The 23,127-nt window shown below is 63.3% G+C and carries 26 protein-coding genes; 13 read left to right on the top strand and 13 right to left on the bottom strand.

Annotated features, from left to right (window positions below; translation table 11 throughout):
• Positions 1-54: 54 nt before the first annotated feature.
• The 4 genes from FJ426_RS18300 to FJ426_RS18285 all read right to left on the bottom strand — a co-directional run bounded on the left by FJ426_RS18300 (position 55) and on the right by FJ426_RS18285 (position 3,874).
• Positions 55-1,308 carry a murein L,D-transpeptidase gene (locus FJ426_RS18300; protein ID WP_140494050.1) on the bottom strand — a complete coding sequence of 418 codons (1,254 nt, stop codon included), beginning with the start codon at positions 1,306-1,308 and terminating at the stop codon, positions 55-57.
• A gap of 350 nt (positions 1,309-1,658) precedes the next feature.
• Positions 1,659-2,174 carry a winged helix DNA-binding protein gene (locus FJ426_RS18295; protein WP_013896002.1) on the bottom strand — a complete coding sequence of 172 codons (516 nt, stop codon included), beginning with the start codon at positions 2,172-2,174 and terminating at the stop codon, positions 1,659-1,661.
• Positions 2,175-2,411: 237 nt separating this feature from the next.
• A complete protein-coding gene (locus FJ426_RS18290; protein ID WP_140557009.1) occupies positions 2,412-2,834 on the bottom strand; it encodes a DUF6163 family protein in 423 nt (140 codons plus the stop codon).
• The gene (locus tag FJ426_RS18285) at positions 2,831-3,874 is read right to left on the bottom strand and encodes an enoyl-CoA hydratase/isomerase family protein (RefSeq protein WP_140494054.1); all 1,044 of its coding nucleotides are present in this window, start codon (positions 3,872-3,874) and stop codon (positions 2,831-2,833) included. The genes FJ426_RS18290 and FJ426_RS18285 overlap by 4 nt, the downstream gene beginning before the upstream one ends.
• Positions 3,875-4,069: 195 nt before the next feature.
• Between FJ426_RS18285 and FJ426_RS18280 the strand changes: the two genes are divergently transcribed.
• The 3 genes from FJ426_RS18280 (at position 4,070) to FJ426_RS18270 (ending at position 6,911) form a co-directional block, all read left to right on the top strand.
• Entirely contained in the window at positions 4,070-4,900 is an 831-nt protein-coding gene (locus tag FJ426_RS18280) for a DUF2066 domain-containing protein (RefSeq protein WP_140560571.1), read from the top strand.
• 88 nt (positions 4,901-4,988) lie between these two features.
• The gene (gene hemB, locus FJ426_RS18275; RefSeq protein WP_140515685.1) at positions 4,989-6,020 is read left to right on the top strand and encodes a porphobilinogen synthase; all 1,032 of its coding nucleotides are present in this window, start codon (positions 4,989-4,991) and stop codon (positions 6,018-6,020) included.
• A 243-nt stretch (positions 6,021-6,263) separates the two neighbouring features.
• A complete protein-coding gene (locus FJ426_RS18270) occupies positions 6,264-6,911 on the top strand; it encodes a dihydrofolate reductase family protein (RefSeq protein ID WP_140560570.1) in 648 nt (215 codons plus the stop codon).
• 43 nt (positions 6,912-6,954) lie between these two features.
• On the opposite strand, the gene ppk2 is transcribed toward FJ426_RS18270, so the two are convergent.
• Positions 6,955-7,875 (bottom strand): polyphosphate kinase 2, encoded by a 921-nt coding sequence (gene ppk2, locus FJ426_RS18265; RefSeq protein WP_140560569.1) that lies wholly within the window; start codon positions 7,873-7,875, stop codon positions 6,955-6,957.
• Positions 7,876-8,116: 241 nt separating this feature from the next.
• Between ppk2 and FJ426_RS18260 the strand changes: the two genes are divergently transcribed.
• Positions 8,117-9,160: an aldo/keto reductase gene (locus FJ426_RS18260; protein WP_140560568.1), complete on the top strand. Its 1,044-nt coding sequence runs from the start codon at positions 8,117-8,119 to the stop codon at positions 9,158-9,160.
• Between the two features lie 80 nt (positions 9,161-9,240).
• Positions 9,241-9,387: a hypothetical protein gene (locus FJ426_RS18255; RefSeq protein ID WP_140560567.1), complete on the top strand. Its 147-nt coding sequence runs from the start codon at positions 9,241-9,243 to the stop codon at positions 9,385-9,387.
• A gap of 27 nt (positions 9,388-9,414) precedes the next feature.
• Here the strand turns inward: FJ426_RS18255 and FJ426_RS18250 are convergent, their stop codons facing one another.
• Positions 9,415-9,648 (bottom strand): DUF982 domain-containing protein, encoded by a 234-nt coding sequence (locus FJ426_RS18250; protein ID WP_246670991.1) that lies wholly within the window; start codon positions 9,646-9,648, stop codon positions 9,415-9,417.
• A 130-nt stretch (positions 9,649-9,778) separates the two neighbouring features.
• Positions 9,779-10,444, bottom strand: coding sequence for a GntR family transcriptional regulator (locus FJ426_RS18245; RefSeq protein WP_140494070.1), 666 nt, complete (start codon positions 10,442-10,444; stop codon positions 9,779-9,781).
• Positions 10,445-10,562: 118 nt separating this feature from the next.
• On the opposite strand from FJ426_RS18245, the gene FJ426_RS18240 reads away from it, so the two are divergent.
• Together FJ426_RS18240 and FJ426_RS18235 are read left to right on the top strand one after the other, a co-directional pair.
• Positions 10,563-11,816, top strand: a complete 1,254-nt coding sequence (locus FJ426_RS18240) for a multidrug efflux MFS transporter (RefSeq protein WP_140521761.1) — start codon at positions 10,563-10,565, stop codon at positions 11,814-11,816.
• A gap of 36 nt (positions 11,817-11,852) precedes the next feature.
• The gene (locus FJ426_RS18235) at positions 11,853-12,218 is read left to right on the top strand and encodes a DUF423 domain-containing protein (RefSeq protein WP_140521759.1); all 366 of its coding nucleotides are present in this window, start codon (positions 11,853-11,855) and stop codon (positions 12,216-12,218) included.
• A gap of 15 nt (positions 12,219-12,233) precedes the next feature.
• Here FJ426_RS18235 and FJ426_RS31410 read toward each other — a convergent pair whose 3' ends face one another.
• Both FJ426_RS31410 and FJ426_RS18230 read right to left on the bottom strand, forming a co-directional pair.
• Positions 12,234-12,383, bottom strand: a complete 150-nt coding sequence (locus FJ426_RS31410; protein WP_181165119.1) for a hypothetical protein — start codon at positions 12,381-12,383, stop codon at positions 12,234-12,236.
• A gap of 64 nt (positions 12,384-12,447) precedes the next feature.
• Positions 12,448-12,591: a hypothetical protein gene (locus FJ426_RS18230; protein ID WP_140494076.1), complete on the bottom strand. Its 144-nt coding sequence runs from the start codon at positions 12,589-12,591 to the stop codon at positions 12,448-12,450.
• A gap of 164 nt (positions 12,592-12,755) precedes the next feature.
• Between FJ426_RS18230 and FJ426_RS18225 the strand changes: the two genes are divergently transcribed.
• Positions 12,756-13,832: a substrate-binding domain-containing protein gene (locus tag FJ426_RS18225; protein WP_140560566.1), complete on the top strand. Its 1,077-nt coding sequence runs from the start codon at positions 12,756-12,758 to the stop codon at positions 13,830-13,832.
• 15 nt (positions 13,833-13,847) lie between these two features.
• On the opposite strand, the gene FJ426_RS18220 is transcribed toward FJ426_RS18225, so the two are convergent.
• Positions 13,848-15,026 (bottom strand): OpgC family protein, encoded by a 1,179-nt coding sequence (locus FJ426_RS18220; protein ID WP_140560565.1) that lies wholly within the window; start codon positions 15,024-15,026, stop codon positions 13,848-13,850.
• 201 nt (positions 15,027-15,227) lie between these two features.
• On the opposite strand from FJ426_RS18220, the gene FJ426_RS18215 reads away from it, so the two are divergent.
• The gene (locus FJ426_RS18215) at positions 15,228-15,887 is read left to right on the top strand and encodes an alpha/beta hydrolase (protein ID WP_140560564.1); all 660 of its coding nucleotides are present in this window, start codon (positions 15,228-15,230) and stop codon (positions 15,885-15,887) included.
• 24 nt (positions 15,888-15,911) lie between these two features.
• On the opposite strand, the gene FJ426_RS18210 is transcribed toward FJ426_RS18215, so the two are convergent.
• Entirely contained in the window at positions 15,912-16,532 is a 621-nt protein-coding gene (locus FJ426_RS18210) for a TetR/AcrR family transcriptional regulator C-terminal domain-containing protein (RefSeq protein ID WP_140494084.1), read from the bottom strand.
• A gap of 80 nt (positions 16,533-16,612) precedes the next feature.
• On the opposite strand from FJ426_RS18210, the gene FJ426_RS18205 reads away from it, so the two are divergent.
• The gene (locus FJ426_RS18205) at positions 16,613-17,803 is read left to right on the top strand and encodes a TCR/Tet family MFS transporter (protein WP_140560563.1); all 1,191 of its coding nucleotides are present in this window, start codon (positions 16,613-16,615) and stop codon (positions 17,801-17,803) included.
• Between the two features lie 24 nt (positions 17,804-17,827).
• On the opposite strand, the gene sthA is transcribed toward FJ426_RS18205, so the two are convergent.
• Positions 17,828-19,216 carry a Si-specific NAD(P)(+) transhydrogenase gene (gene sthA / locus FJ426_RS18200; protein ID WP_140494088.1) on the bottom strand — a complete coding sequence of 463 codons (1,389 nt, stop codon included), beginning with the start codon at positions 19,214-19,216 and terminating at the stop codon, positions 17,828-17,830.
• A gap of 201 nt (positions 19,217-19,417) precedes the next feature.
• On the opposite strand from sthA, the gene FJ426_RS18195 reads away from it, so the two are divergent.
• The 3 genes from FJ426_RS18195 (at position 19,418) to FJ426_RS18185 (ending at position 21,814) form a co-directional block, all read left to right on the top strand.
• On the top strand, positions 19,418-19,888 hold the full coding sequence (locus FJ426_RS18195; protein ID WP_140560562.1) for an RDD family protein: 471 nt from the start codon (positions 19,418-19,420) through the stop codon (positions 19,886-19,888).
• Between the two features lie 138 nt (positions 19,889-20,026).
• The gene (locus FJ426_RS18190; protein WP_140494092.1) at positions 20,027-20,791 is read left to right on the top strand and encodes an arginyltransferase; all 765 of its coding nucleotides are present in this window, start codon (positions 20,027-20,029) and stop codon (positions 20,789-20,791) included.
• Between the two features lie 126 nt (positions 20,792-20,917).
• Positions 20,918-21,814 (top strand): DMT family transporter, encoded by an 897-nt coding sequence (locus tag FJ426_RS18185; RefSeq protein WP_140560561.1) that lies wholly within the window; start codon positions 20,918-20,920, stop codon positions 21,812-21,814.
• On the opposite strand, the gene FJ426_RS18180 is transcribed toward FJ426_RS18185, so the two are convergent.
• Positions 21,802-23,001 (bottom strand): AI-2E family transporter, encoded by a 1,200-nt coding sequence (locus FJ426_RS18180; RefSeq protein ID WP_140515657.1) that lies wholly within the window; start codon positions 22,999-23,001, stop codon positions 21,802-21,804. The genes FJ426_RS18185 and FJ426_RS18180 overlap by 13 nt on opposite strands.
• Positions 23,002-23,127 lie beyond the last annotated feature (126 nt).

The following is a 23,127-nucleotide window of genomic DNA, read 5'->3' as shown; positions in this document are numbered from 1 at the left end:
CGGCGACAGAAAAAGGCCGCTCAAGAGCGGCCTTTTTCCTGAATAATCAATCGCTTAAAGCGACGAAGTGATCTGCAGCTCGTTGTTTCCGTCGAGGCCATATATGTCGTCGCGGAACTGGACGACGCCGGGGCCCGTCGACCAAGCCGAGAGATAGAGGAAATGCACCGGCACCGGGTTGGTGACCTGGACCGGCGTGTTTTCGCCGGTCTTGATGGCAGCCTCGAAATGCTGACGGTCCCAGCCGGGCGTGTCGCGCAGGATCCAAGTGACGAGGTCGCGCACGTTTTGCACGCGTACGCAACCCGAGGAATCGAAGCGCATCATCTTGCCGAACAGGCTCTGCTGCGGCGTATCGTGCATGTAGACGCCGTCCGGGCTCGGGAAATTGATCTTCACCGACGCCATGGCGTTGTCCGAACCGGGATCCTGGCGGAAACGGTACTTGGCCGCGTCGTCGGTCGACCAGTCCACATTCATCGGATCGACTTCGCTGCCATCTGGCGCAAACAGGCGAATATGGCTGTTCTTGAGATAATCGGGGTCCTTGCGCATCAATGGGATGATGTCCTTGCGCACGATCGACACCGGCGCGTTCCAATATGGATTGACGATGATCTCGTTGATCTTGGAATTGACGATCGGTGTCTGGCGATCGATCTTGCCGACGATCGCGGTATGGCGAAGCACGACGCGATCGTTCTCGACCGCCTCGACCTGCGCTGCCGGAATATCGACCAGCACATAACGGCTGCCAAGCGTGCCCGCCTTCTCCTTCAATCGCTGGAGATTGGTTTGCAACTGGCCGAGCCGGATCTGCGCCGAAACGTTCATCGCCGCGTAGGTATATTTGCCCAGCGCTCCGTCGGCCGGCAGGCCGTGGCGCAATTGGAAGCGCTTGACCGCCGAGTCGACATAGGAATCGAAGGCCGTCGAGATGCCGGCGCTCTGCGACAGGTCGCCGGCGACCATCAGGCGCTTGCGCAGCGGCACGACATCGGGATCGTCGACGCCGAGCTGCAGTTTCTTGGTCGCGGGAACCTCGACCCAGCCGCCCTGCCCGACAATGTTCTGGTACTGCGCCACAGCCTGCTCGGTGAAGGCCACGGTCTGCGGGCTGAAGATCGGCAGCGTCGAGGCCACCTTGCCGCCTGCGCTGGCGCGGGCGTCGAACTGATCGTCCCAGTTGCCGCGCGCCGAGGACTTCAGGATGTCCCCGATCACATCCTGCGCGCTGGCGCGGCCGGCAACAACGGCGGCTGCGAGCGCGGAGGCTCCGGAAAGGAAGAAACGGCGGCTGGTTCTCATGGACGTTCCAGACATTTGTAGCAGTTCGAACACTTGCTGCGTTGATCATCGGGCGATCTCGCCCGCACTCTAAAATTGGCAATCTTAACAATTAGCCAACCATGGTCCGCATCACCTCGGTGTAAAAACGCGCAAGGCTACCGCGGCTGCGGGTGAACTCATGGTCTTCACCACAGCATCACTGCCATCTTCGGTTCCATTGGAATATGGCGGCAACGTGGCCTTGGCCCCCAATTTGCTTCGGCCAGCGCAACGAGAAGAAAAGACCGATGCTTTTCGGCACCGGCCCTGACTGGAGGTCGCTGTTGCGGCCGCGCTTCTGTGGCGCGGCTTCTGATTGGGGATGTGGCTTACATCCGGTAAGCGATGGTGTCGTTCCAGAAGCGGTCGAGGCGCTGGAGGGCGCGGTTCATCTGCTTGAATTCGTCGGTGTTGATGCCGCCGACCTGCTCGATCGAGCCGACATGGCGCTCATAGAGACCGGCGACCACGTCCGCCACCTCGTTGCCCTTCGGCGTCAGCGAGACGCGGACCGAACGACGGTCGATGCGCGAGCGCTGGTGGTTGATGAAGCCGAGATCGACAAGCTTCTTGAGATTGTAGGAGACGTTCGAGCCGAGATAGTAGCCCCGCGAGCGCAACTCGCCGGCAGTCAGCTCCGAATTGCCGATGTTGAAGAGCAGCAGCGCCTGGATGGCGTTGATGTCGGAACGGCCATTGCGGTCGAACTCGTCCTTGATCACGTCGAGCAGACGGCGGTGCAGGCGCTCGACCAGTTGGAGCGATTCCATGTAAAGGGAACGGATTGCCTCGCGGCGATCGTCGGAAACGTTGGCGGTCTTTGCCGCCGGACGCGAATTGATCATTGTCTTTGCCTCTCGTTTGTCGCCCTGGTGATTTTTTGTTTTTCACCTTGATCGCGACACTATCGAATACTCATAAAATTCGACTTAAACGCCAAGGCTAACAAGAGCTTACCGGTAATAGGTTTCGCAAGACGCTTAACGAACGGTCACTCGAGCAAGGATAATTAACCTAAAGATTTAGCCAATGATTTCAGGGCGAAATCCGATCCGCCGGATCGCCGGCGGCGCGTGCCGGCTTCAGGTCCGGGGCGACCGCTTCTGCAGATAGATGACGAGGCGGAAAACGACATAGAGCAGCGCCACCCCCGCATGCGAGACGACGATGAGCGGGCGGCGGCCGAAGAGTTCGGGAAAGCCGGCATACATGACGATCTCCGTCGCGGCGCAGATGAACCAAATCACCGGCCCCCAGGAAGCCAGCATCCATAGGCCGGCTGCGGCAAAGGGAAAAAACACGGCGAGCATCACCGCTGTCACCTGCCAGTGGACCGGCATCAGGTCGAAGCGCCACAGCGAGCCGGGATAGAAGCCGATAAGCCTGATCCAGTACAGGATACCGAACAGCAGGCAGTATCCTGATATGATTCGCTGGAACCAGGCGAAGATAACCTCCACCCCTGAAGGCTGAAGCACGACGCGTCTGGACGTCACCTCACTCATAGCGCGAGTTCCCGTTCACCGAGCGAGGCAAAATAGGCATCGACATCCGCGTCGTCGACCGCATCGAGGGTTGCCGGCAGCCATTGCGGCTTGGAACCCTTTTCGATGATGGTGGCGCGTATGCCTTCGTAGAAATCGTGGCCCGCGAGCATCCGGTTGAGGATGCGGAACTCCATCTTCATGCATTGATCCATCGGCAGCGTCAGGCCGGCAGTGATCTGGCGCCAGGCGACACGAAGGCTGGTCGGCGAGCGCGTCAGGATCGTCGCCAGCGTCCTTGCCGCAAACTCATCGCTCCCTGCCGCCTGCTCCAGGCTGCCGATGATATCGGCAAGCGACGCCTGCGCGAAGTGATGGGCGATCGCCTCCAGCACCTGCCTGTCCGTCTCGCGCTTCGCCGGGATGAAGAAGCCGCGCAGCACCGATTCGGGATCGCCGGTGGCGGCGAGCTGGTCGAGAAAGCCAGCCTGGTCCTGCGCCTTGATCGTATGCGTGGCCAGCCCGGACCACAACGCGTCGCCATAGCGGATACGATTGCCGGTCAGCGCCAGGTACATGCCGAAGGAACCTCCAAGATCGGGCAGCAGATGGCTGGCGCCGACATCCGGGAAAAAGCCGATACCCACCTCCGGCATGGCGAACTGCGCATTTTCCGTCATCACCCGGTGCGATCCATGAAAGGAGATGCCGACGCCGCCGCCCATGACGATGCCGTCGATCAGCGCCACATAGGGTTTTTTGAAACGCGCGATCTGGGCGTTCAGCCGATACTCGTCGGCGAAGAACTCGACAGGCGGCTTACCGGCCCGGCCGGCCTCATAGATGTGGAGAATGTCGCCGCCGGCCGAAAACGCCCTACCCTCGGCCTTGACGACGACGACATCGACGCTCCAGTCCCGCTCCCAAGCGTGCAATGCCTTGGCGAGCGCGTTGACCATCCCGTGCGTGACCGCATTGAGTGCCCGCGGCCGCGTCAACGTGACGATGCCGGCCCGGCCCAGATGTTCGAAGCGGATCTCGTCGCCTCCGCCAAAATCCATCGTGAAAGAATCCCTCCCCCGCTCCGCCGGGACTGAAGTGCTAAAGCGTGGGCCATGGCCGCGTCAATGCCGGCATGCCGGCAGCGCGTCTTGGCTCGTGCCGGAGCCTAGTGCTAAAAGAGCCGTTGTCGCCGCAACGCCGGGAACCGCACGGCGACTGCGCAGCTGTAGCGGGTTTCCAATGGGGTGTTGCTCATGGCTGGATTTGCGCGCCTCGTGCCGATGACGATCGGGCTGATCGTCATTTGCCTGGCTTTGCAACCGACCCTGGCGGCAAGCCTCGCCGATCTTTACCAGTCGCAGACCATCGTCAACGGTCGGTACGAGAAGAACCGCCAGGCCGGCTTCAAACGTTGCCTCGACGCGGTTCTGGTCCGGGTTTCCGGCGACCAGCGCCTGCCGGCGAAACCGGAGATGGCGGCGCTGCGCGACAAGGCCGGCAGCTTCGTGACGGCCTTTCGCTACCGCGATCGCATGGAAGGCATTCCCAACCATGACGATCAGGGCACGTATGATCGGCCTCACAACCTCTACTGCCAGTACAGCCCGGCGATGATCGATCCGGTGCTGGCTTCGCTCGGCAGCAGGCCATGGCTGACCGAAAGGCCACGGCTGGCGGTGTTCTTGTCGACCGAGCGCGGCGTCAGGCATTTCGCGCTCGATGCCGATGACGAGCGCGGCGTGCTGATGCGCGAGTCGTTCGGCAATGCCGCCGCGCCGATCGCCATGCAGGTAACCTTCCCCACGGCAGCGCTGCTGTCGAAGGCGGGGCTGGACGACAGGATCATGCGCGACGCCGACATGGCGAAGCTGGACACGGTTGCGAAAATGGCCGGCGCCGACCAAGCGCTTTCCGGCAGCATCGTCTGGAGCGACAAGGAGTTGGGCTGGATCGCCGACTGGCGGCTGGGGAAGGCCGGCAAGACCTACGCCTGGCAAGTGCGCGGCGTCGGCTTCGACGAGGCGTTCCGTGTCGGCATGCGCGGTGCGGCGCAGATCCTTTCGGGCAACGGGAAACCCGAATAAGGACCCGACCGGATTGCTGGCACAAACGTGTCGCATTGGTCAGCACCACGGGTGCGTGATAAAAGCCGGCCAAACGAGAGTTTTGGCGATGAACAGATTCACCCCCGCAAAACCTGCCGGCGCGCGCAGCGTCGACGACATCACCGGCAGCCGCCGCTTGCGACGCATGCGCAAGGCCGACTGGTCGCGGCGCCTGGTGCAGGAGAACAAGCTTTCCGTCGACGACCTGATCTGGCCGATCTTCGTCGTCGACGGCAGACAAGTGCGCGAGCCGATCGCCGCCATGCCGGGCGTCTTCCGCCTGTCGATCGACCTTGCCGTCAAGGAGGCCGAACGCGCGGCGAAGCTAGGGATCCCCGCGCTTGCCACCTTTCCCAATGTGGACATTTCGCTGCGCGACGAGACCGGCTCGCATATCCTCGATCCCGACAACGTCATCAACCGCGCCACGCGCGCGATCAAGGACGCGGTGCCTGAGATCGGCGTCATCACCGACGCCGCGCTCGACCCGTTCACCAGCCATGGTCATGACGGCATTCTGCGCGACGGTCTCATCGTCAATGACGAGACGGTGGAACAGGTGACCGCGGCGGCCGTCATACAAGCAGCGGCCGGCGCCGACATCATCGCGCCGTCCGACATGATGGACGGCCGCATCGGAGCGATCCGCGACGCGCTCGACGCAAACGGTTTTCAGGACGTGGCGATCATGTCCTATGCGACGAAATTCGCCTCCGCCTTCTACGGGCCGTACCGCGAGGCGGTCGGCACGGCCGGCCTGCTCAAGGGCGACAAGAAGACCTATTACATCGACCACGCCAATTCCGACGAAGCGGTGCGCGAAGCCGAGCAGGACCTGGCCGAAGGCGCGGACATGCTGATGGTCAAGCCCGGCCTGCCCTATCTCGATATCATCCGCAGGCTGAAGGACGAATTTGCGATGCCGACCTTCGCCTACCAGGTGTCGGGCGAATATTCGATGATCAAGGCGGCGGGCGCCAATGGCTGGATCGACGGCGAAAAGGTCATGCTGGAATCGCTTCTTGCCTTCAAACGCGCCGGCTGCGACGGCATTTTGACCTATTTCGCCCCTGAGGTGGCGGAGATGCTGAGAGCATAGTTTCCCCAGCGCCTTCAAACCATATGCTCTTCATGGACCCACCGGCAAATGAGCCGGTATAGCGGCTGTCTCGGCAACCGCCATTTTGGCATCCGCACCAACCATCAGGCAACACTCTGGACATCGCATAGGCGAAGTACGGATATGCATCTTTTCGATCGCGGAAAATACTACTTGCAATTTGCAATCGGTTTGCTAGAAAGTAACTGCTTGCAAAATACAACTGGTCTGAGGAGGCTTTCCATGTCCAGACTTCGCGTCAACGCATTCACCTTGTCGCTCGACGGTTACGGCGCCGGTCCCGACCAGGATTTGAAAAACCCGCTCGGCGTCGGTGGGGAAGCCCTGCACAAATGGATGATCGGTACCCGCACCTTCCGCAAGATGGTGCTCGGAGACGATGGCGGCACAACCGATATCAACGAGGCGTTCGCGGCGCGCAGCTTCGAGAATGTCGGCGCCTGGATCCTCGGCCGCAACATGTTCGGGCCGATCCGCGGCGAATGGCCTGACGAAAACTGGAAGGGCTGGTGGGGCGACAACCCGCCCTATCATGTGCCGGTCTTCGTGCTGACCCACCATGCGCGCGAGCCGATCGTCATGGAGGGCGGCACGACCTTTTACTTCATTACGGATGGCATCCATTCGGCGCTCGAGCAGGCAAGGGCAGCGGCCAATGGCAGCGATGTGCGGGTCGGCGGCGGCGTCGCCACCATCCGGCAGTACCTCCAGGAGAGGCTCATCGACGAGATGCATCTGGCGATCTCGCCGGTGCTGCTCGGCTCCGGCGAGCACCTCTTCGCCGATCTCGACATGGTCAAGCTTGGCTACCGCTGTACCGAACAGACCGCGACGCCCGACGCCACACATGTGGTTATCGAGCGAGCCTAGCCTGACGCGGGTGCCGCTCTCGAGCGACACCCGCTCGCCTCACTCAATACTTCTCCGGCACGTAAAGCTCGCGCGGCAGCACCTGGCGCTCGTATTCGGGATTGAAGACGCGCTCGGGCAGCGTGATCTCCTCGTGCGGCACCTCTTCGTAGGGAACCTGCTGCAAGAGGTGGTCGATGCAGTTCAGCCGGGCGCGCTTCTTGTCGTTGCCCTCGACGATGAACCAGGGCGCCTCCGGAATGTTGGTACGGGCGAAGGTCTCTTCCTTGGCCTTGGTGTACTGTTCCCAGCGCACCCGCGACTGCAGGTCCATCGGCGACAGCTTCCACTGCTTCATCGGATCGTGGATGCGCATCAGGAAGCGCATCTGTTGTTCCTCGTCGGTGATCGAGAACCAGTATTTGACCAGCGTGATGCCCGAACGGACCAGCATGCGCTCGAACTCCGGCACGTCACGGAAGAATTCCTCCACCTGATCGGCCCCGGCGAAACCCATCACCCGCTCGACGCCGGAGCGGTTGTACCAGGAGCGGTCGAACAGAACGATCTCGCCGCCGGCCGGCAGGTGCGGCACATAACGCTGGAAATACCATTGCGACGTCTCTCGCTCGGTCGGTGCCGGAAGCGCCACGACGCGGCAGATGCGCGGGTTGAGCCGCTGGGTGATGCGCTTGATGACGCCGCCCTTGCCAGCCGAATCGCGGCCTTCGAAGATCACCACAAGCTTCTTCTTGTGGTAGGCGACCCAGGATTGCAGCTTGATCAGCTCGGATTGCAGCCCGATCAGGTCGCGAAAATACTGCATGCGGTCGATAGAAGGCGGATGCGCGTTCTTGTAGATCCTGGCGATCTCCAGCGACAGCGCCGGTTCCGACATCTCCAGTTCATAGTCCTCGTCGAGCGTGTCGGCGAGTTCGGCTTCCAGCCAGTCCCGGGCGCCGGACTTGGGTATGGATTCATTCATCTGGTGTTCCTCCATCTGCAAGCTGCCGCCTCCGGCAACGACCGGGCGCACTGGGTCGCGTCCTGACGGCGGCGCGCAACGCCCTGATCGACTGAGTATAGGCCGGCAATGACGGTTTTATTGCAGGGGCACGCCACGGCCGCTCATCGGTGTGCTGGGGCCGGAGGGCGACAAGCCGCACGGATTGTCCTACAAATCCAGCAACCTGATCGGGCCATTCTTCTCAATCGCGAGGACTGACATGGAATACCGCACTCTCGGCCGTTCCGGCCTGAAGGTTTCGGCGCTGACGATGGGCACCATGACCTTTGGCGGCGCCGGCCCGTTCGCGGCTGTGGGCAACAGCGATCTCGCCGAGGCGAAGCGCATGATCGATCTGTGCATCGATGCCGGCATCAATCTCATCGACACGGCCAATGTCTATTCGGACGGCCTGTCGGAGGAGATCATCGGCGAGGCACTCGGCGGCAAGCGCAGGAACGACGTGCTGATCGCCTCGAAGGCGCGCATGCGCATCGGCGACGGTCCCAATGACGAAGGCCTGTCGCGCCATCATTTGATCCGCGAATGCGAGAAAAGCCTTAAGCGGCTCAAGACCGACGTCATCGACATCTATTTCCTGCACGAATGGGACGGCGTGACGCCACTCGAAGAGACCATCGCCGCGCTCGACACGCTGGTCGGCCAGGGGAAGATCCGCTATGTCGGCTGCTCCAACTATTCCGGCTGGCAGGTGATGAAGGCGCTCTCCATCAGCGACACCCGCCATCAGCCGCGCTTCGTCACCCAGCAGATCCACTACACGCTCGAAGCACGCGAAGCCGAATACGAGCTGCTGCCGATCTCGGTCGACCAGGGATTGGGCGTGCTGGTGTGGAGCCCGCTGGCGGGCGGCCTGCTGTCGGGCAAGTATCACCGTGACAGCCCGACCGCGCGCCAGGTCGCCGGCTGGTCCGAACCGCCGATCCGCGACGAGGACCGGCTGTGGCGGATCGTCGATGTGCTGGTCGAAATCGGCAAGGCCCGCGGTGTGTCCGCCGCACAGGTGGCGCTTGCCTGGCTGCTTGGCCGGCCGGCTATCAGCTCGCTTGTGATCGGCGGGCGCAACGAGGCCCAGTTCAGGGACAATATCGCGGCGGCCAGCCTGACGCTGGCCGGCGAGGAACGTGATCGCCTCGACGCGGTCAGCCGCCCGCCCCTGCTCTATCCCTATTGGCATCAGCAGCTGACGGCAAAGGAGCGTTTCGGCGCCGCCGACCTTGTGATCGACCGAAGCAGCTTATAGGAACCCTGGTGCCGGCTCCGAGACGTCGGAAGGCGAACGACGCGTAGTCAGCCCACAAGAACAGCAAAAAAGGAGCCGCTATGGCACGAGCACCAAATTACGATCAGGAACGCAAGGAACGCGATCGCCAGAAGGCGGCCAAGAAGGCCGAAAAGCTGGCGGCCAAGGCTGCGGCGCGGGAGCGTCAGAAACCCGAGACTGACGCCGAGACTGAAACAGAGGAGTGACGGCGCGCGGCGGCAATCCGGCCTGGATCAGGCCGGCGCCTTGTCGCTGACGAAGACGTCCACTTCACGCGCCGCCGCGATAAAGGCGCGCCTTGCGTTCATGGCCGGCTTGTCGCCGGCCAGCGCATCGTGGCAGGCCTGCAGCGCCGCGCGATGCTTGGGAGTGCGCTTGCCGGGCCAGCTGTTCATGAGATAGTCGGAAGCCTCGCGGGCCGAGCGTAAGAGCTGTGTACTTCCCGCCGTGACTGATTTGACGGTCACGGGTACTTCAAATCGGTTGTTTTCCATCGCCCGGTCCTACGCCATCGGCGTCCGCGAAGCGAGGCCGAAAGTGGGGCTCGGGGCCGGTGGTCCTTTTTTCGGCGGCGAGTGGCCTGCCCTGCAGGCCGCATTATGCCGCCACGACGGCAAATCCCCTGGCGCGAAGGCCGCGGCGATCATTGGCCAGCGACGTCAACAGACGGTCGCGACTGCCCACGATATGCTGCGAGAGCAAGCGCGCGGCTTCCTGTGCATCGCCGCTCCGCACGGCGGCCAGGATGGCATGATGTTCGGCCCAGGCGCGGCCAAGGGCCGCTCCATCGCGTACCTCCAGCCAACGGGCGCGCGAAAGCCTGGTCATCGCGTCGCGGACGGCCCGAAACAGGAATTCATTGCCGGACAGTCGCGCCAGCTCGATGTGGAAATCCATGCCGACGCGATGCCATTCCTCGCGCGGAGTGTCGTCGTCGCAGGAGACGAGCATAGCCTCGATGACATCGACGGCACTTCTGTCGGCAAGCCCGCATGTCAGCCGCAAGGCCGCGACCTCGACCGCTTCGCGGTAGACCGCGATCTGCTCGAGTTCGGCCAGGTTGATGGGCGAGACCGTCCAGCCGCGCCCGTCCCTGCCGACCAGCCCTTCGGTTTCGAGCCGCAGCAGCGCAGCCCTGACCGGCGTGCGCGAGGCGCCGAAGCGGCTTTCGATCCAGCGCTCGGTGAGTTTCTCACCCGGGCCGATCTCAAGTCCAAGGATCATCTCGCGGAGCTGCCGTTCGACGTTGTGCATCTGCGACATCGTTGTTGCCTTTTCACGTGCCCGCATTGACAGCGGTCGGGCTGTGGGTCCATGACGGATACCGACTTGGTATCCCAAAATGGTATCCACAACAATCCCTGGCACACGCAGGCACGGCATGACGCAGAACGATACGGAACAGGGCGGCTACAATATCCACTGGCGGCGCAATCTCGCCGTCTGCTTCGCGGGTTCGTTCAGCACGCTCATCGCCATGACCCTGCTCTTGCCGTTCCTGCCGCTCTATGTCGAGCAACTGGGCGTCGAGGGCCATGCGGCGATCGTGCAATGGTCGGGCATCGCCTATGGGGCGACCTTCTTCGCGGCGGCGCTCGTTGCGCCGTTATGGGGACGGCTCGGCGACCGCTACGGCCGCAAGCTGATGCTGGTGCGCGCCTCCTTCGGCATGGCGATCTGCATGTCGCTGACCGGAATGGTCGAGACGGTCTGGCAATTGGTGCTGCTGCGCCTGCTGATCGGCTTTGCCGGCGGCTATTCCTCCGGCTCGACCATATTGGTGGCCATGCAGACGCCGAAGGACCGCTCCGGCTGGGCGCTCGGTGTCTTGTCCGCTGGCATCACGGCAGGTTCGCTGGTCGGCCCCTTGCTCGGCGGCGCGCTGCCGCCGGTAATCGGCATCCGCGCGACCTTTCTGTTGTCCGGCGGCGTCATCTTCCTTGCCTTTCTGGCGACGACATTCCTGATCAAGGAGAACCAGCGCCCGCAAGCAAGCAAAGCCGCGACGGCGGCAAAGCCGAAGAGCGGCTGGTCGCAAATTGCCGACAAGCGTCCGGTCGTGGCCATGCTGACGACCGGCATGCTGCTGGCCTTCGCCACCATGTCGATCGAGCCGATCATCACCGTCTATGTGCAGCAGCTGATCGAGGACCAGAGCCGGGTGACGCTCGTTGCCGGCGTGGTGATGTCGGCGGCCGCCCTTGGCGCAATCCTGTCGGCGTCATGGCTTGGCAGGCTCGCCGACCGCGTCGGTCACTGGAACGTCGTCGTCGGCGCGCTGGCCGTGTCGGCGCTGCTGCTCATTCCGCAGGCCTTCGTCACCGACGGCTGGCAACTGATCGGGCTGCGCTTCCTGATGGGCCTGGCGCTCGGCGGTTTGCTGCCTTGCATCACCAGCGTCATCCGCCACAACATTCCCGACGGCGTCGGCGGCAACGTGCTCGGTCTTTCGATCTCGGCCCAATATGTCGGCCAGGTCGCCGGACCGCTTGCCGGCGGTTTCGTCGGCGGCCATTTCGGCATGCGGGCGGTGTTTCTCGGCACGTCGGTGCTGATGGCGCTCGGCGCGGTCTACAACTGGATTGTCCAGGCGCGGCGGACGCGGAATATGTTGATGGAAGCGGGCAAGCCCTGACGAACTGCCCAGCCGATCAACCGAAGGAGCGTCGACATGAACCTGACCGAAACGACCGGCAGCCGTCTGCTTGTGCTCGCCGCCGGCATCGTGGGCGCGGCCGGCGTGGCGCTGTCGGCGGCCGCCGCACATCTCGGCGGCGCCTTCACCGGTACGGCGGCATCGTTCCTGCTGATGCACGCACCGGTGTTTCTCGCCGTCGGTCTCCTCGACGCGAATCGCCCGCTGCGGTTAGCCAGCCTGGTGCTGCTCGTCGGGCTCGTGCTTTTCACGGGCGATCTTCTCGCCCGCGATTTTCTCGGATCGAGGCTGTTTCCGATGTCGGCGCCGATCGGAGGCACCCTGCTCATCGCAGGCTGGCTGACCATAGCTGTCTCCGCCGTGGTGCGTCGGCGACCCTGAGATGCGCGGCCGGTTTCAATCCCGGCGACGTTCAAGTCGGATCCAAAGATCGCGGTTGCGCGCCGAGAGCGTCGCGCGGCGCGGCGCCTCTGGCCGCTCCGCGGCCGTGCCGATGCCCCAATAATTGCGATAAATGTCGTCGAACAGATGCTTCATGGGATGCATGGCTCTTCTCCTCTTGATTTGAATTGAATCGATCCAATAGGCCGACGCAAAAAATTCACGCCAGTCAGCTCCGCTTGCGCGCCACCAGGAAGCGCAGATCGCGAATCCACGGGCTTGTTCCGCCGCGGCGCTTGGACTTGTTGGCGGCCGACCCGATGCTCCAGTCGTTGCGGTAGATGTCTTCGAACAGATAGTTAACAGGATGCATGGCGCACCTCCCATCCAGGTTTAATCCAGCAGGCAGATCTTAGTTGGATCGATTCAAAGATAGGCCTACGGAAGCCGCCGGTCAAGCAAAATTTGAATCGATCCAACGAAAGTGCTAGATGCAAATCGGGAACGTGCTAAATGCATGTCAGGAGGCACGCGCAAATGGCGTCACTCACCGCAGGCAATCGACGACCCGTCCGGCTGGCCGACATCGCCAAGGCAGCCGGTGTTTCGCACGGCACCGCCTCCAACGTTTTCAGCCGCCCCGAGATCGTGCGCGAAGAAGTCCGCGAACGGGTCCGTGCGGCGGCCGAGGCGATGGGCTATGCCGGCCCCGATCCCAAGGGCCGCCTGCTGCGGGCCGGCAAGGTCAACGCCATCGGCGTGGCCACCGCGGAGCCCCTCTCCTATTTCTTCGAGGATCCCTTCGCGCGCGTGATGATGGCCGGTATCTCGCAGGCCTGCGATGCGACCGGGGCCGGTATCTCGTTAGTCTCGGCGGCCAACACCGAACAGCTTGCCTGGAATATCCAGAGCGCCCTTGTCGACGGCTTCATCGTCTTCTGTATCGAAGGCGGCTCGCGCCTTGTCGAATTGGCGCGTGAGCGCAAACTGCCCTTCGTGGCGCTGGACCTGGATTCGGAGGATGGATCCGTCGCGGCGATCGGCGTCGACAACATCGCCGGCGCCAGCCTGGCGGCGCGCCATCTGACGGAACTCGGGCATCGCCGCTTTGCCGTGCTGGCGCTGCCTTTCGCCGACGGCAGGACAGGCATCATTTCGCCCGAGGAGCTTCGCGCCGCGGCCTATGCGGGGACACGCGATCGCCTCACCGGCTACTTCCGGGAGCTTTCGCGGGTTGGCATCGATACATCCAAAGTGCCCGTCTACGAAACCGCCAACGATGCCGCCACCACAAAGGCGGGGCTGGAAACGATCTTTGCTTCCGGCGAACCACCCACGGCCATCCTGGCGATGTCGGACAGGATGGCCTTGGCAACGCTTGAATGGCTGAGCGCGCGCGGGCTGAATGTCCCCGATGATGTTTCGGTCATCGGTTTCGACGGCGTTCCCGAAGCAGCGCTATCCGAGCCGCCACTGACCACCGTCGCACAGCCGATCGCCGAGATGGGCCGGCTTGCGGTCAAGGCGATCCTGGAAAACGACGGCAAGGTCAGTCGGCAATTGCTGCCGGTCGAACTGATTGTGCGCGCCTCCTCGGCTCCACCGCGCCGCTGAACCGACTCGCCGACCTCAGCGGTTGGCTCTAGCCACGGCCGAGATACCGAACGACGCCTGGACGGGCTTGGCGTCCTTTTGCGTCGTCCTGGCTTTCCCCGAACCCCCGATGGTCGACAACCATTCGAGGTAGAAAGCGAGCGCGAACTGCATGGCGATGCCGGCGGCGAGCAGCAGGCTGTCATAGGCGAGGCCGCCGGGATTGATCAGCTTCATTACCTGGGCGACCATGGCGATCAGCGTGCCGGCGATGAACACCGGCAGCGAGCGCTTGCCGAGTATCGCCAGCGGATGGTCGGGTCCGGTGCGGAACAGGTTCGAGACCGCAGGCAGTGCCACCACCAGATAGCTGACCGCCAGGATGTGCAGCAGCCGCGGGAGCGACAGGAATGTCTTGTCGAAGCCGGTCAGCACCACCGGCAGGTCGAACCAGGTCACCTGGCCCCAAAGCGGACTATGCACCCATGCCAACGCGGCCAGCACATAGGCAGCGGCGGGACCGATCAGCCAGCGGTTGGCTGGAATGACGCCGCCGCGCCTGACATGCAGCATGGCGGCAAGGCCGATGTTGAACAGGAACTGCCAGGACAGCGGATTGAGGAACCACAGGCCGGGCTCGGGATAGTTCGGCGGGGCGATCTGCCAGATGCCGGCTACAAGCCACAGCAGGCCGGACACGGTCAGCGCTGCAAGCGGCCTGTAGCTGATGAACAGCAAGAAGGCCGGCGCCAGCAAAAGCAGCACCGCGTAGACCGGCAGGATGTTGTTGTAGCCGAGTTGGTGGCCGAGCGTGACGATGCCGACCAGCACCTCGGGCGTGTCCTTCATCAGCGGTTCGATGTTGATCAGCTTCAGCAGTTCCGGCCGCCGGCCGAACACCGCCGCGGCACAGAACAATGCCATTACCGCCATCGTGGTGACGATATGGGCGATATAGAGCACGCCTGCCCGCCGCCACATTTTCAGCGTCGCGAGCAGCCGGCCTCCCGGGCGGAACTTCGTGCCATAGGCAAGCGCGACCGAAATGCCCGATATCAGCACGAAAGCCTCGGCCGCATCCGAAAAGCCGAAATTCTTGTAGGTCAGGGTGTCGAAAGCCGTGCCCGGCACATGGTCGACGAAGATCGTCAGCAGCGCGAGCGCACGCAGCACATCGATGCGCGTATCGCGCTCGGTTGGAACTGGGGTGGTCATCGACAAAAGGCCTCAAAGCTGGTTGTTCATGCCCAGCAATGCGACCCCCGGCGCACCGCTTCGATTCCTCCGCGATGGAGTATATCGGCGCAGAAACGGACTGAAATGCGCCCGGTTCAATCAACTTTCGCGGAGCATGAAAATATTGCGTTTTGAAGCCGGCAAATTGAGTGAAACGAAATGTAATCAAAAGGATACGGCATGAGCGATACAAGCGTCGAAAACAGCCTGCCGCGGCTGGATCTGGCCTTTTCCTATCGCTTCTTCGGATCCGGCGGGGCCAGCGACGAATGCCTGTTCCTGCTGCATGGATCAGGTGTCGACGAGACGACCCTGGTGCCGCTGGCGAGGCAGATCGCACCGCATGCCTGCCTGGTCGCCGTGCGTGGCCGCATCGTCCAGGACGACGGCTTCCGCTGGTTCGAGCGGATCACGCCGACCAGCTTCGAGCAGGCCAGCATCCGCCGCGAGACGGCCGCTTTCGCACGCTTCATGGCCGAGGCCATGAAGCGGCACCGGATCGATCCGAAGCGCGCGGCTTTCCTCGGCTATTCCAACGGCGCCAATCTGGTTTCCAGCCTGATGCTGCTCCATCCCGGCCTTGTCGGACGGGCGGCACTGCTGCGGCCGATGCCGGTGCTGGACGAGACGCCGGCAACCGATCTGACCGGCATCAAGGCGCTGATTGTCGCCGGCGCCGCCGACCTGACCTACGGACCCTTCGCGCCGGCCCTGGTAACGCTGCTCAGCCAGCGCGGCGCCGAGGTCGACGCGCGTATCGTCGCTTCGGGCCATGAAATCGGCGACCCCGATGCCGCGATCGTGCGGCAATGGCTTGCCCCGCCCGCTCCTGCCGCCTGACGGGCAAGACGCGGATCGCCGCGCTCAGCCTCCTTCAGCGATGCCGGCCTGCGCCCCGGCAATCAGCAAGTCGAGGCCGCTTTCGAACAGCGCCTCGTGACCGCCCGCACGATAATCGGCCAGGGCCTGGCTGAGCAGCGGGTAACCGCTTGCCTTGGCATCGAGCGCTGCACCTCGACCCGGGCCGGCCGGATATTCTGCCTGTTCCTCGAGGACGCAGCCCACCGTGTAGCGCCCGACGATCATCAGCAACCGCATGGCCATGACGGAAGGCATGCCGGCCTCGCGCAGAAAAGTGAGCAACCGTTCGACATGTTCGAGATCGCCCGGATCGGCCTCGGTACCGGCATGGACGCGCGCACCGTCGCGATAGGCCATCAAGGCGCCGCGGAAGCTGCGGGCGTTGTTGCGTACGAATTCCTGCCAGCTCTCGCCCGGCAGCGGTACCTGATGTCCATGGCCGCGCCGCAGGATCTCCTCGTTCATTGCGTCGAGCAGGGCGCGCTTGTTCCTGAAATGCCAGTAGAGTGCCGGCTGCTGGACCTTGAGCCGCTGCGCCAGCAGCCGGGTCGAGAGCGCATCGATGCCGACGTCGTTCAACAGCTCGAGCGCCTGCGCCACGATCAGCGCCTTGTCCAGCTTCATATGCACCTCGCTTGCCCAGCCAATTTATCGGTGATAAACGCTACCTTATCACCGATAAACTTTAGGAAAGAAGCATCTCGATGAAAAGGGCCTATCTCGTCGTGCTGACGGCAATGGCGCTGGACGCGGCCGGCATCGGGCTGATCATGCCGGTGCTGCCGGGGCTGTTGCGCGAGGTTGGCCATGTCGAGGACATCGGCTGGATTTTCGGCGCGTTCCTCGCCGCCTATGCCGCGATGCAGGTGCTGTTTTCGCCCCTGCTCGGCGCGTTGTCCGACCGCTACGGCCGCCGGCCGGTGCTGCTTCTGTCGCTTGCCGGGTCGATGCTCGATTATCTGTTCATGACCTTCGCGCCGTCGCTGCCGCTGCTGTTCGTCGGCCGACTGATCGCCGGCATAACGGGCGCCAGCATGGCGGTGGCCTCCGCCTATATGGTCGACATCAGCAGCGAAGAGCGGCGCGCCCGCGCCTTCGGCCATCTGAGCGCCGCTTTTGGCGTCGGGTTCATCGCCGGTCCGGCGCTCGGCGGCCTGCTCGGCGATGTCTGGCTGCGCGCGCCGTTCCTGGCGGCGACAGGGTTCACCGGCATCAATCTGGTGCTGGCCTTCCTTCTGCTGCCGGAGCCGGAGCGGGTCGGCGGCACAGGCGAGCCGCTGTCGTTCAACCCGCTGGCGCCGCTGCGTTGGGCCCTGACTTTTCCGGCCCTGCTGCCGCTGCTCGGCGCCTTTGCCGTGCTCGGCCTTGTCGGCGAAGTCGGCGGCACGGTCTGGGTTCTCTACGTGCAGGACAAATTCGGCTGGAGCCTTTTCACCGTGGGCATCTCGCTGGCATTGTTCGGCCTCTTCCATGCCGGGGCCCAGGGTTTCGTCGCCGGACCGATCGCCGAGCGCTGGGGCGAAAGGCGAGCGCTCATGGTCGCCATCCTTGCCGACAGCACGGCCTATGTGTCGATCGCGCTGGCCTGGCAAGGCTGGATGGCGTTCGCGCTGTTGCCGCTTTTCTGTCTCGGCGGCATCGGAGCCCCGGCGCTGCAATCGTTGCTGACGTCACGTGTCGCGGCAGATCACCAGGGGCGATTGCAAGGTGTGCTCACCAGCATGACGAGCCTGGTCTCGGTGCTCGGACCACTCGTCATCGCCGTGCTCTATTTTCGCACTCGAATGGTCTTCCCAGGCATGGTGTGGGTCGCGGGCGCGACGCTCTATGTCCTCTGCCTGCCCCTGCTGCTCGCAACCGGATCGCCCACGGCCAAACGGGAGGCGGCGGAGTGAGGATAATAGTGGCCGGCGACAGGGTTATCCCTGCCCCATCCTGTTCCAGGCGTCCAGCCCGGCGATCTTATAGGCCTCGGCCAGCGTGGGATAGTTGAATGTATTGTTGACAAAGAAGTCGACCGTGCCACCCAGATTGATCACCGCCTGGCCGATGTGAATCAGTTCGGTGGCGCCCTCGCCGACGATATGCGCGCCGAGCAAGCGGCGTGTCTCGATCGAGAACAGAAGCTTCAGGAAGCCGGTGTTGACGCCCATGATGTGGCCCCGCGAGGTCTCGCGGAAACGGGCCACGCCAACCTCGTAGGCGGCGCCGCTCTCGCGCACCTGTTCCTCGGATTGGCCGACGGTGGAGATCTCGGGCACCGCGTAAATGCCATAAGGAAAGGTTTCCGGCGGCGGCGGCAATGTCACGCCGAAAGCATGGCACGCGGCTACCCGGCCCTGCTCCATCGAGGTGGAGGCCAGGCTCGGAAAGCCGATCACGTCGCCGGCGGCGTAAATGTTGGGCACGCTGGTCTGGAAGGTGTGCGGATCGACCTTGATGCGTCCCCTGGAGTCAGCCTCGATGCCGACCGCATCGAGGCCGAGGCTACCGACATTGCCGGTGCGGCCCGCGGCGTAGAGCACGATCTCGGAACGTATGGTGCGCCCGTCGGCCAGCGTGACCTCTGCATGGTCGGGCCTGGAGGCAATCTCCTTCACGGCGCTTCCCAGCCGGATGGTCATGCCGCGGTCGCGCATCTGGTGGATGAAGTCGTCGACGATCTCGCGGTCGACGAAATCGAGGATCGTGTTGCGCGGCTCGACCAGCGTCACCGGCACGTCGAGTGCCGAAAAGATCGTCGCGTATTCGACGCCGATGACCCCGGCGCCGATGACCGTCAGCGTGCGCGGCAAGCGGTCGAGCTCGAGCATTTCGTCACTGTCGAACACGCGGCTCTTGTCGAACGGCACGTCGCCCGGCCGGTGCGGCCTGGTGCCGACGGCGATCAGCGCATTGGCGAAGCCGACCTCGCTGTAGTCGCCATTGTCCGATGTCAGGCTGACCCTGTTGGGCCCGAGAAATTTCACCGCGGCGCGGGAGCTCTTGACCGTGTTGCGCATGAACTGGTGCTGCAGCACCTCGACCTCGTGGTCGAGCGTCTTGTGCAGGCGCTCGACCAAGTCTCCGACCGAGATGTCCTGCTTAACCCGATAGCCGCGCCCATAGAAGCCGCGCTCACGCCAGCCCGAGAGATTGAGCACGGTTTCGCGCAGCGTCTTCGACGGAATGGTGCCCGTGTGCACGGAAACGCCGCCCAGGCGCCGCCCCCTGTCGACGACCAGTACCGATTTGCCGAGTTTGGCCGATTGTACAGCGGCACGACGGCCGGAAGGGCCGCTGCCAATGACCAGCATGTCGTAATCCATCCTGCCCGTCCCTGCCCCTTGGCGCTTTTGGTGCGCCGCAACAAGCTAACGCCATGTCAGGCGCGAATTCAACCGGCCCGCCGGCCGCTTCCCCCGCCTTGCGCACCGGGAAAGGCTCGATCTTGATTCCGCCATCAGCCTTTACCATTTTCCCAGCAGGTGGGGCGCAGGCTAAGCAGGCCCCTGTTACGAGGAAATTACATGAACGCTCGCGTTCTCGACGGTGAAATCATCAATACCAGGCTCGACGACGTGAGGGCCTATGAAGGGGTACGCACGCGGCGTGTCCTGGCGGTCATGATCGACTATGTCATTGTCGCGCTGCTCACCATCCCTGTCGCCATCCTGGTGTTCTTCCTCGGACTTTTGACCCTCGGCCTTGGCTGGATGCTGTTTGGCGTCCTGGTCCCGGCCGTCGCGATTCTCTACATCTGGAACACGCTTGGCAGCGCCAACCAGGCGACCACGGGCATGAAGATGATGGGCATCCGGCTCGATCGGCTCGACGGCAGGCCGATCGACGGGCTCACGGCAGTGGTCCATTCGGTGCTGTTCTGGGCCGGCAACGTCATCCTGTCGCCGCTGGTGCTGCTGGTGACGCTGTTTTCCGATCGCAAGCGCACGCTGCACGACCTGCTGCTCGGCACGGTGGTCAGCCGCACCGGCCGCTGAGGCGCATTTTCGCAAGCATCGCCGCGGCGTCGGCACAAATGTGAAGGCGTCCGCATGGCCACGCCTTCACAATCCTGTTGAATTTTTCGCTTTCCGCGCCAAAGGTAGAGCGATTCGAAGGAGTGTTTCCGAGACTCGATGACGCAGCACCCGACCCAGTCGCCGCAGTTCTTCCTGACCGCGCCGTCGCCGTGCCCCTATCTCGACGGCCAGTTCGAGCGCAAGGTGTTCACGCATCTGGTCGGCGACAAGGCGTCAGAGATGAATGATCTCCTGACCCAAGGCGGGTTCCGCCGCTCCCAGAACATCGCCTACAGGCCGGCCTGCGAAACCTGCCGCGCCTGCGTCTCCGTGCGCATCCTGGCGCAGGAATTCGTCGCCAGCCGCAACATGAAGCGCGTGCTGCAGCACAATTCCGATCTCGTCGGCGCCATGCACAATGCCGAGCCCTCGACCGAACAATATTCGCTGTTCCGCAGCTATCTCGATGCCCGCCACCGCCGCGGCGGCATGTCGGACATGACGGTTCTGGACTACGCCATGATGGTCGAGGACACCCATGTCGACACCAAGGTCATCGAATATCGCCGGCGCGGGCCCGATACTTTCATCACCGGCAAGGGACAGGGCGAGCTGATCGCGGTGGCGCTCACCGACAAGATGGCCGACGGCCTGTCGATGGTGTATTCCTACTTCAATCCCGACTTCGAGGAGCGGTCTCTCGGCACGTTCATGATCCTCGATCACATCGCTCGCGCCAGGGCGATGGGGCTGCCCCATGTCTACCTGGGATACTGGGTCAACGGCTCGCGCAAGATGAATTATAAGATGCGCTTCATGCCGCAGGAGCATCTCGGCCCGAAGGGCTGGGAGCGCTACACCAACGAAGCGGTCTCACGCTGAGTTTTTCCAAGATCCACGTTTAACTGTTTCAACGCAGGGGATGCTGGTCTTTCAGCCGCTTGGCGGGAGAGTGCGTCATTGCGCCGATCGGCTGTCCCATCTGTATTTCATTACGAAAGTTTGCAAATGACGTCCCACAGCGACCACCAGAAGGGCCTTCTGATAACCGCCATTGGCGGCCTGACGCTGACCCTCGACATTCCGCTGATCCGCCTCGCCGATGGCGGCGCATGGACGATCCTGCTCTTGCGCGGGGCCGCCACCTTCATCGCCGCAATGATCACATGGGCTGTCTGGCGGGCGCTGAGCCGAAACGCGCCCGAGCTCATTCCAGGCTGGTCGGGACTTGCGGCCGCGATATGCTACGGGCTGACCTCGATCACGTTCGTCACCGCCGTCTTCTACACCTCGACCGCCGACCTGGTGTTCATCCTGGCCTTTAACACGGTGTTCGCCGCGCTCTTGTCCTGGTTGTTTCTCCAGGAAAAGCCGCGGGCGGTGACGCTCGCGGCGATGCTGGTCATGATCCTCGGCGTGCTGGTAATCGTCGGCGGATCTGTCGGCACCGGACACCTGTTCGGCAATTTCATGGCGCTGTGTTCGGCCTTCTTCATTTCCGTGGCCATCACCATTTCGCGGGCCAGCGGCAAGGACATGGGCTTCACGGCGCTCGTCGGGGTGGTTCCGTCGCTCGTGCTGGCGGCCTTCATGGTGTCAGGTGAAGGCGTCCATGTGAGCGCGCCCTGGTGGATCATCTTTAACGGCGCCGTGATCATGCCGATTTCGTTCTTCTGCCTGGCGGCCGGCCCCAAATACATCTCCGGACCGGAAGTGGCGATGTTCTACCTTCTGGAGACCGTGCTGGCACCGGTGTGGGTATGGCTGATCTTCTCCGAAACGCCATCACGCAACAGCCTGATCGGCGGCGCGATCCTGATCGTCACATTGGTGGTCCATTCGGTGTGGCAGTTGCATGACGGACGCAGGCGCCGCGCCGCCCTTGCGGTGCGTCATCCGGCCTGAATCTTCTTCGCCTCGCCGTCGATCTCGATCAGCGACGGCGAGCCTTCCTGTTCAGGGGAAGCAGGCATCTCGTCCATCATTTCCACCTCGCGCAGCCATTCGCGCCAGATCGCCACCAGCAGTGCCATCAGCACCGGGCCGATGAACAGGCCGAGAAAGCCCATCGTCTTGACGCCGCCGATCAGGCCGAAAAAGGTCGGCAGGAAGGGCAGTTTTATCGGCCCGCCGACGAGCTTCGGTCGCAAGGTCTTGTCGACGATGAACAGTTCGACCGTCCCCCAGATGAACAAAGCCAGGCCGGCCACCGGTGAGCCGCTGGCAGCGAGATAGATCGAAACCAGCGTGAAGGACAGCGGTGCCCCGCCGGGAATCAGCGCCATGACCCCGGTGAGCGCGCCAAGCGTCACGGGCGACGGCACGCCGGCCAGCCAGTAGGCGATGCCGAGCACCAATCCCTCGCCGATGGCGATGACGGTCATGCCGGTCACGGTCGAGGAAATGGTCGCCGGCACGACGCGTGAGATGCGCTCCCACCTCGTCGGCAGGATGCGCTCGCCCAGGCGATCGACCTGGCCGGCGAAATGCTCGCCGTCGCGATAGGCGAAGAACAGCGCGATCATCATGAACAGAAGCGTCAAAAGCAGGCCGAAGGCGCTGCCGCCAGCGGCAAGGACGCCGCGATAGATGCTGCCGATATTGGCGCCGCTGACCAGTTGGATCAGTTCGCCGATGCCGCCGGGATGGCCGAGATTGGTCGTCCATTGCTGGTTCAGCCATTCTCCTACGATAGGCAGCGTGGCGATCCAGTGCGGTGTCGGGGCGCCGTGCCGGTTGGTCTCGATCGCCCAGCCGACCCATTCGCGCACCTCGTTGATGGCGTAGGTGCCCGCGAGCGCGATCGGTATGACCAGGAAGGCAAGGATGAACAATATGGCGAAGGTGGCGGCGATGGTGCGGTTGCCGCCGACACCGGCCAAAAGCCGCCGGTAAAGCGGCCAGCTTGCGAAGGCGATGACCAGCGCGGCCAGCACCGGGAACAGGAAGCCGTGGAAGAAATAGACGCCGGCGGCAACGATCAGCACCAGCAGCCAGCGCGCCGCCGAGAGCGGTGGGATGACGGCGGCTCTGAGCGGCGTCGACAGACCGAACAGGCGCTGCCCCGGTTTCTGGATTTTCGCTTCCTTCAAACGCTCGTCTCTCCCCGGCCATCCCGCAGCTTATGCTCTGATATAGTGCAGCAATCGTGACGATAGTTCAAAAGGTGATGGTGAAGCTGCGGATCTCCCCCCTCGAGGGGGAGATGGCCGGCAGGC

This window comes from Mesorhizobium sp. B2-6-4 (genome assembly GCF_006441495.1).
Taxonomy (GTDB): Bacteria; Pseudomonadota; Alphaproteobacteria; order Rhizobiales; family Rhizobiaceae; genus Mesorhizobium.
This window is presented reverse-complemented; position numbering and strand designations above follow the sequence as displayed.

Bases quoted from the DNA above. Each gene is read 5' to 3' on its own strand.
- FJ426_RS18300 (WP_140494050.1), bottom strand. From the start codon at position 1,308: ATGAGAACCAGCCGCCGTTTCTTCCTTTCCGGAGCCTCCGCGCTCGCA.
- FJ426_RS18295 (WP_013896002.1), bottom strand. From the start codon at position 2,174: ATGATCAATTCGCGTCCGGCGGCAAAGACCGCCAACGTTTCCGACGAT.
- FJ426_RS18290 (WP_140557009.1), bottom strand. From the start codon at position 2,834: ATGAGTGAGGTGACGTCCAGACGCGTCGTGCTTCAGCCTTCAGGGGTG.
- FJ426_RS18285 (WP_140494054.1), bottom strand. From the start codon at position 3,874: ATGGATTTTGGCGGAGGCGACGAGATCCGCTTCGAACATCTGGGCCGG.
- FJ426_RS18280 (WP_140560571.1), top strand. From the start codon at position 4,070: ATGGCTGGATTTGCGCGCCTCGTGCCGATGACGATCGGGCTGATCGTC.
- hemB (WP_140515685.1), top strand. From the start codon at position 4,989: ATGAACAGATTCACCCCCGCAAAACCTGCCGGCGCGCGCAGCGTCGAC.
- FJ426_RS18270 (WP_140560570.1), top strand. From the start codon at position 6,264: ATGTCCAGACTTCGCGTCAACGCATTCACCTTGTCGCTCGACGGTTAC.
- ppk2 (WP_140560569.1), bottom strand. From the start codon at position 7,875: ATGAATGAATCCATACCCAAGTCCGGCGCCCGGGACTGGCTGGAAGCC.
- FJ426_RS18260 (WP_140560568.1), top strand. From the start codon at position 8,117: ATGGAATACCGCACTCTCGGCCGTTCCGGCCTGAAGGTTTCGGCGCTG.
- FJ426_RS18255 (WP_140560567.1), top strand. From the start codon at position 9,241: ATGGCACGAGCACCAAATTACGATCAGGAACGCAAGGAACGCGATCGC.
- FJ426_RS18245 (WP_140494070.1), bottom strand. From the start codon at position 10,444: ATGTCGCAGATGCACAACGTCGAACGGCAGCTCCGCGAGATGATCCTT.
- FJ426_RS18240 (WP_140521761.1), top strand. From the start codon at position 10,563: ATGACGCAGAACGATACGGAACAGGGCGGCTACAATATCCACTGGCGG.
- FJ426_RS18235 (WP_140521759.1), top strand. From the start codon at position 11,853: ATGAACCTGACCGAAACGACCGGCAGCCGTCTGCTTGTGCTCGCCGCC.
- FJ426_RS31410 (WP_181165119.1), bottom strand. From the start codon at position 12,383: ATGCATCCCATGAAGCATCTGTTCGACGACATTTATCGCAATTATTGG.
- FJ426_RS18230 (WP_140494076.1), bottom strand. From the start codon at position 12,591: ATGCATCCTGTTAACTATCTGTTCGAAGACATCTACCGCAACGACTGG.
- FJ426_RS18225 (WP_140560566.1), top strand. From the start codon at position 12,756: ATGGCGTCACTCACCGCAGGCAATCGACGACCCGTCCGGCTGGCCGAC.
- FJ426_RS18220 (WP_140560565.1), bottom strand. From the start codon at position 15,026: ATGACCACCCCAGTTCCAACCGAGCGCGATACGCGCATCGATGTGCTG.
- FJ426_RS18215 (WP_140560564.1), top strand. From the start codon at position 15,228: ATGAGCGATACAAGCGTCGAAAACAGCCTGCCGCGGCTGGATCTGGCC.
- FJ426_RS18210 (WP_140494084.1), bottom strand. From the start codon at position 16,532: ATGAAGCTGGACAAGGCGCTGATCGTGGCGCAGGCGCTCGAGCTGTTG.
- FJ426_RS18205 (WP_140560563.1), top strand. From the start codon at position 16,613: ATGAAAAGGGCCTATCTCGTCGTGCTGACGGCAATGGCGCTGGACGCG.
- sthA (WP_140494088.1), bottom strand. From the start codon at position 19,216: ATGGATTACGACATGCTGGTCATTGGCAGCGGCCCTTCCGGCCGTCGT.
- FJ426_RS18195 (WP_140560562.1), top strand. From the start codon at position 19,418: ATGAACGCTCGCGTTCTCGACGGTGAAATCATCAATACCAGGCTCGAC.
- FJ426_RS18190 (WP_140494092.1), top strand. From the start codon at position 20,027: ATGACGCAGCACCCGACCCAGTCGCCGCAGTTCTTCCTGACCGCGCCG.
- FJ426_RS18185 (WP_140560561.1), top strand. From the start codon at position 20,918: ATGACGTCCCACAGCGACCACCAGAAGGGCCTTCTGATAACCGCCATT.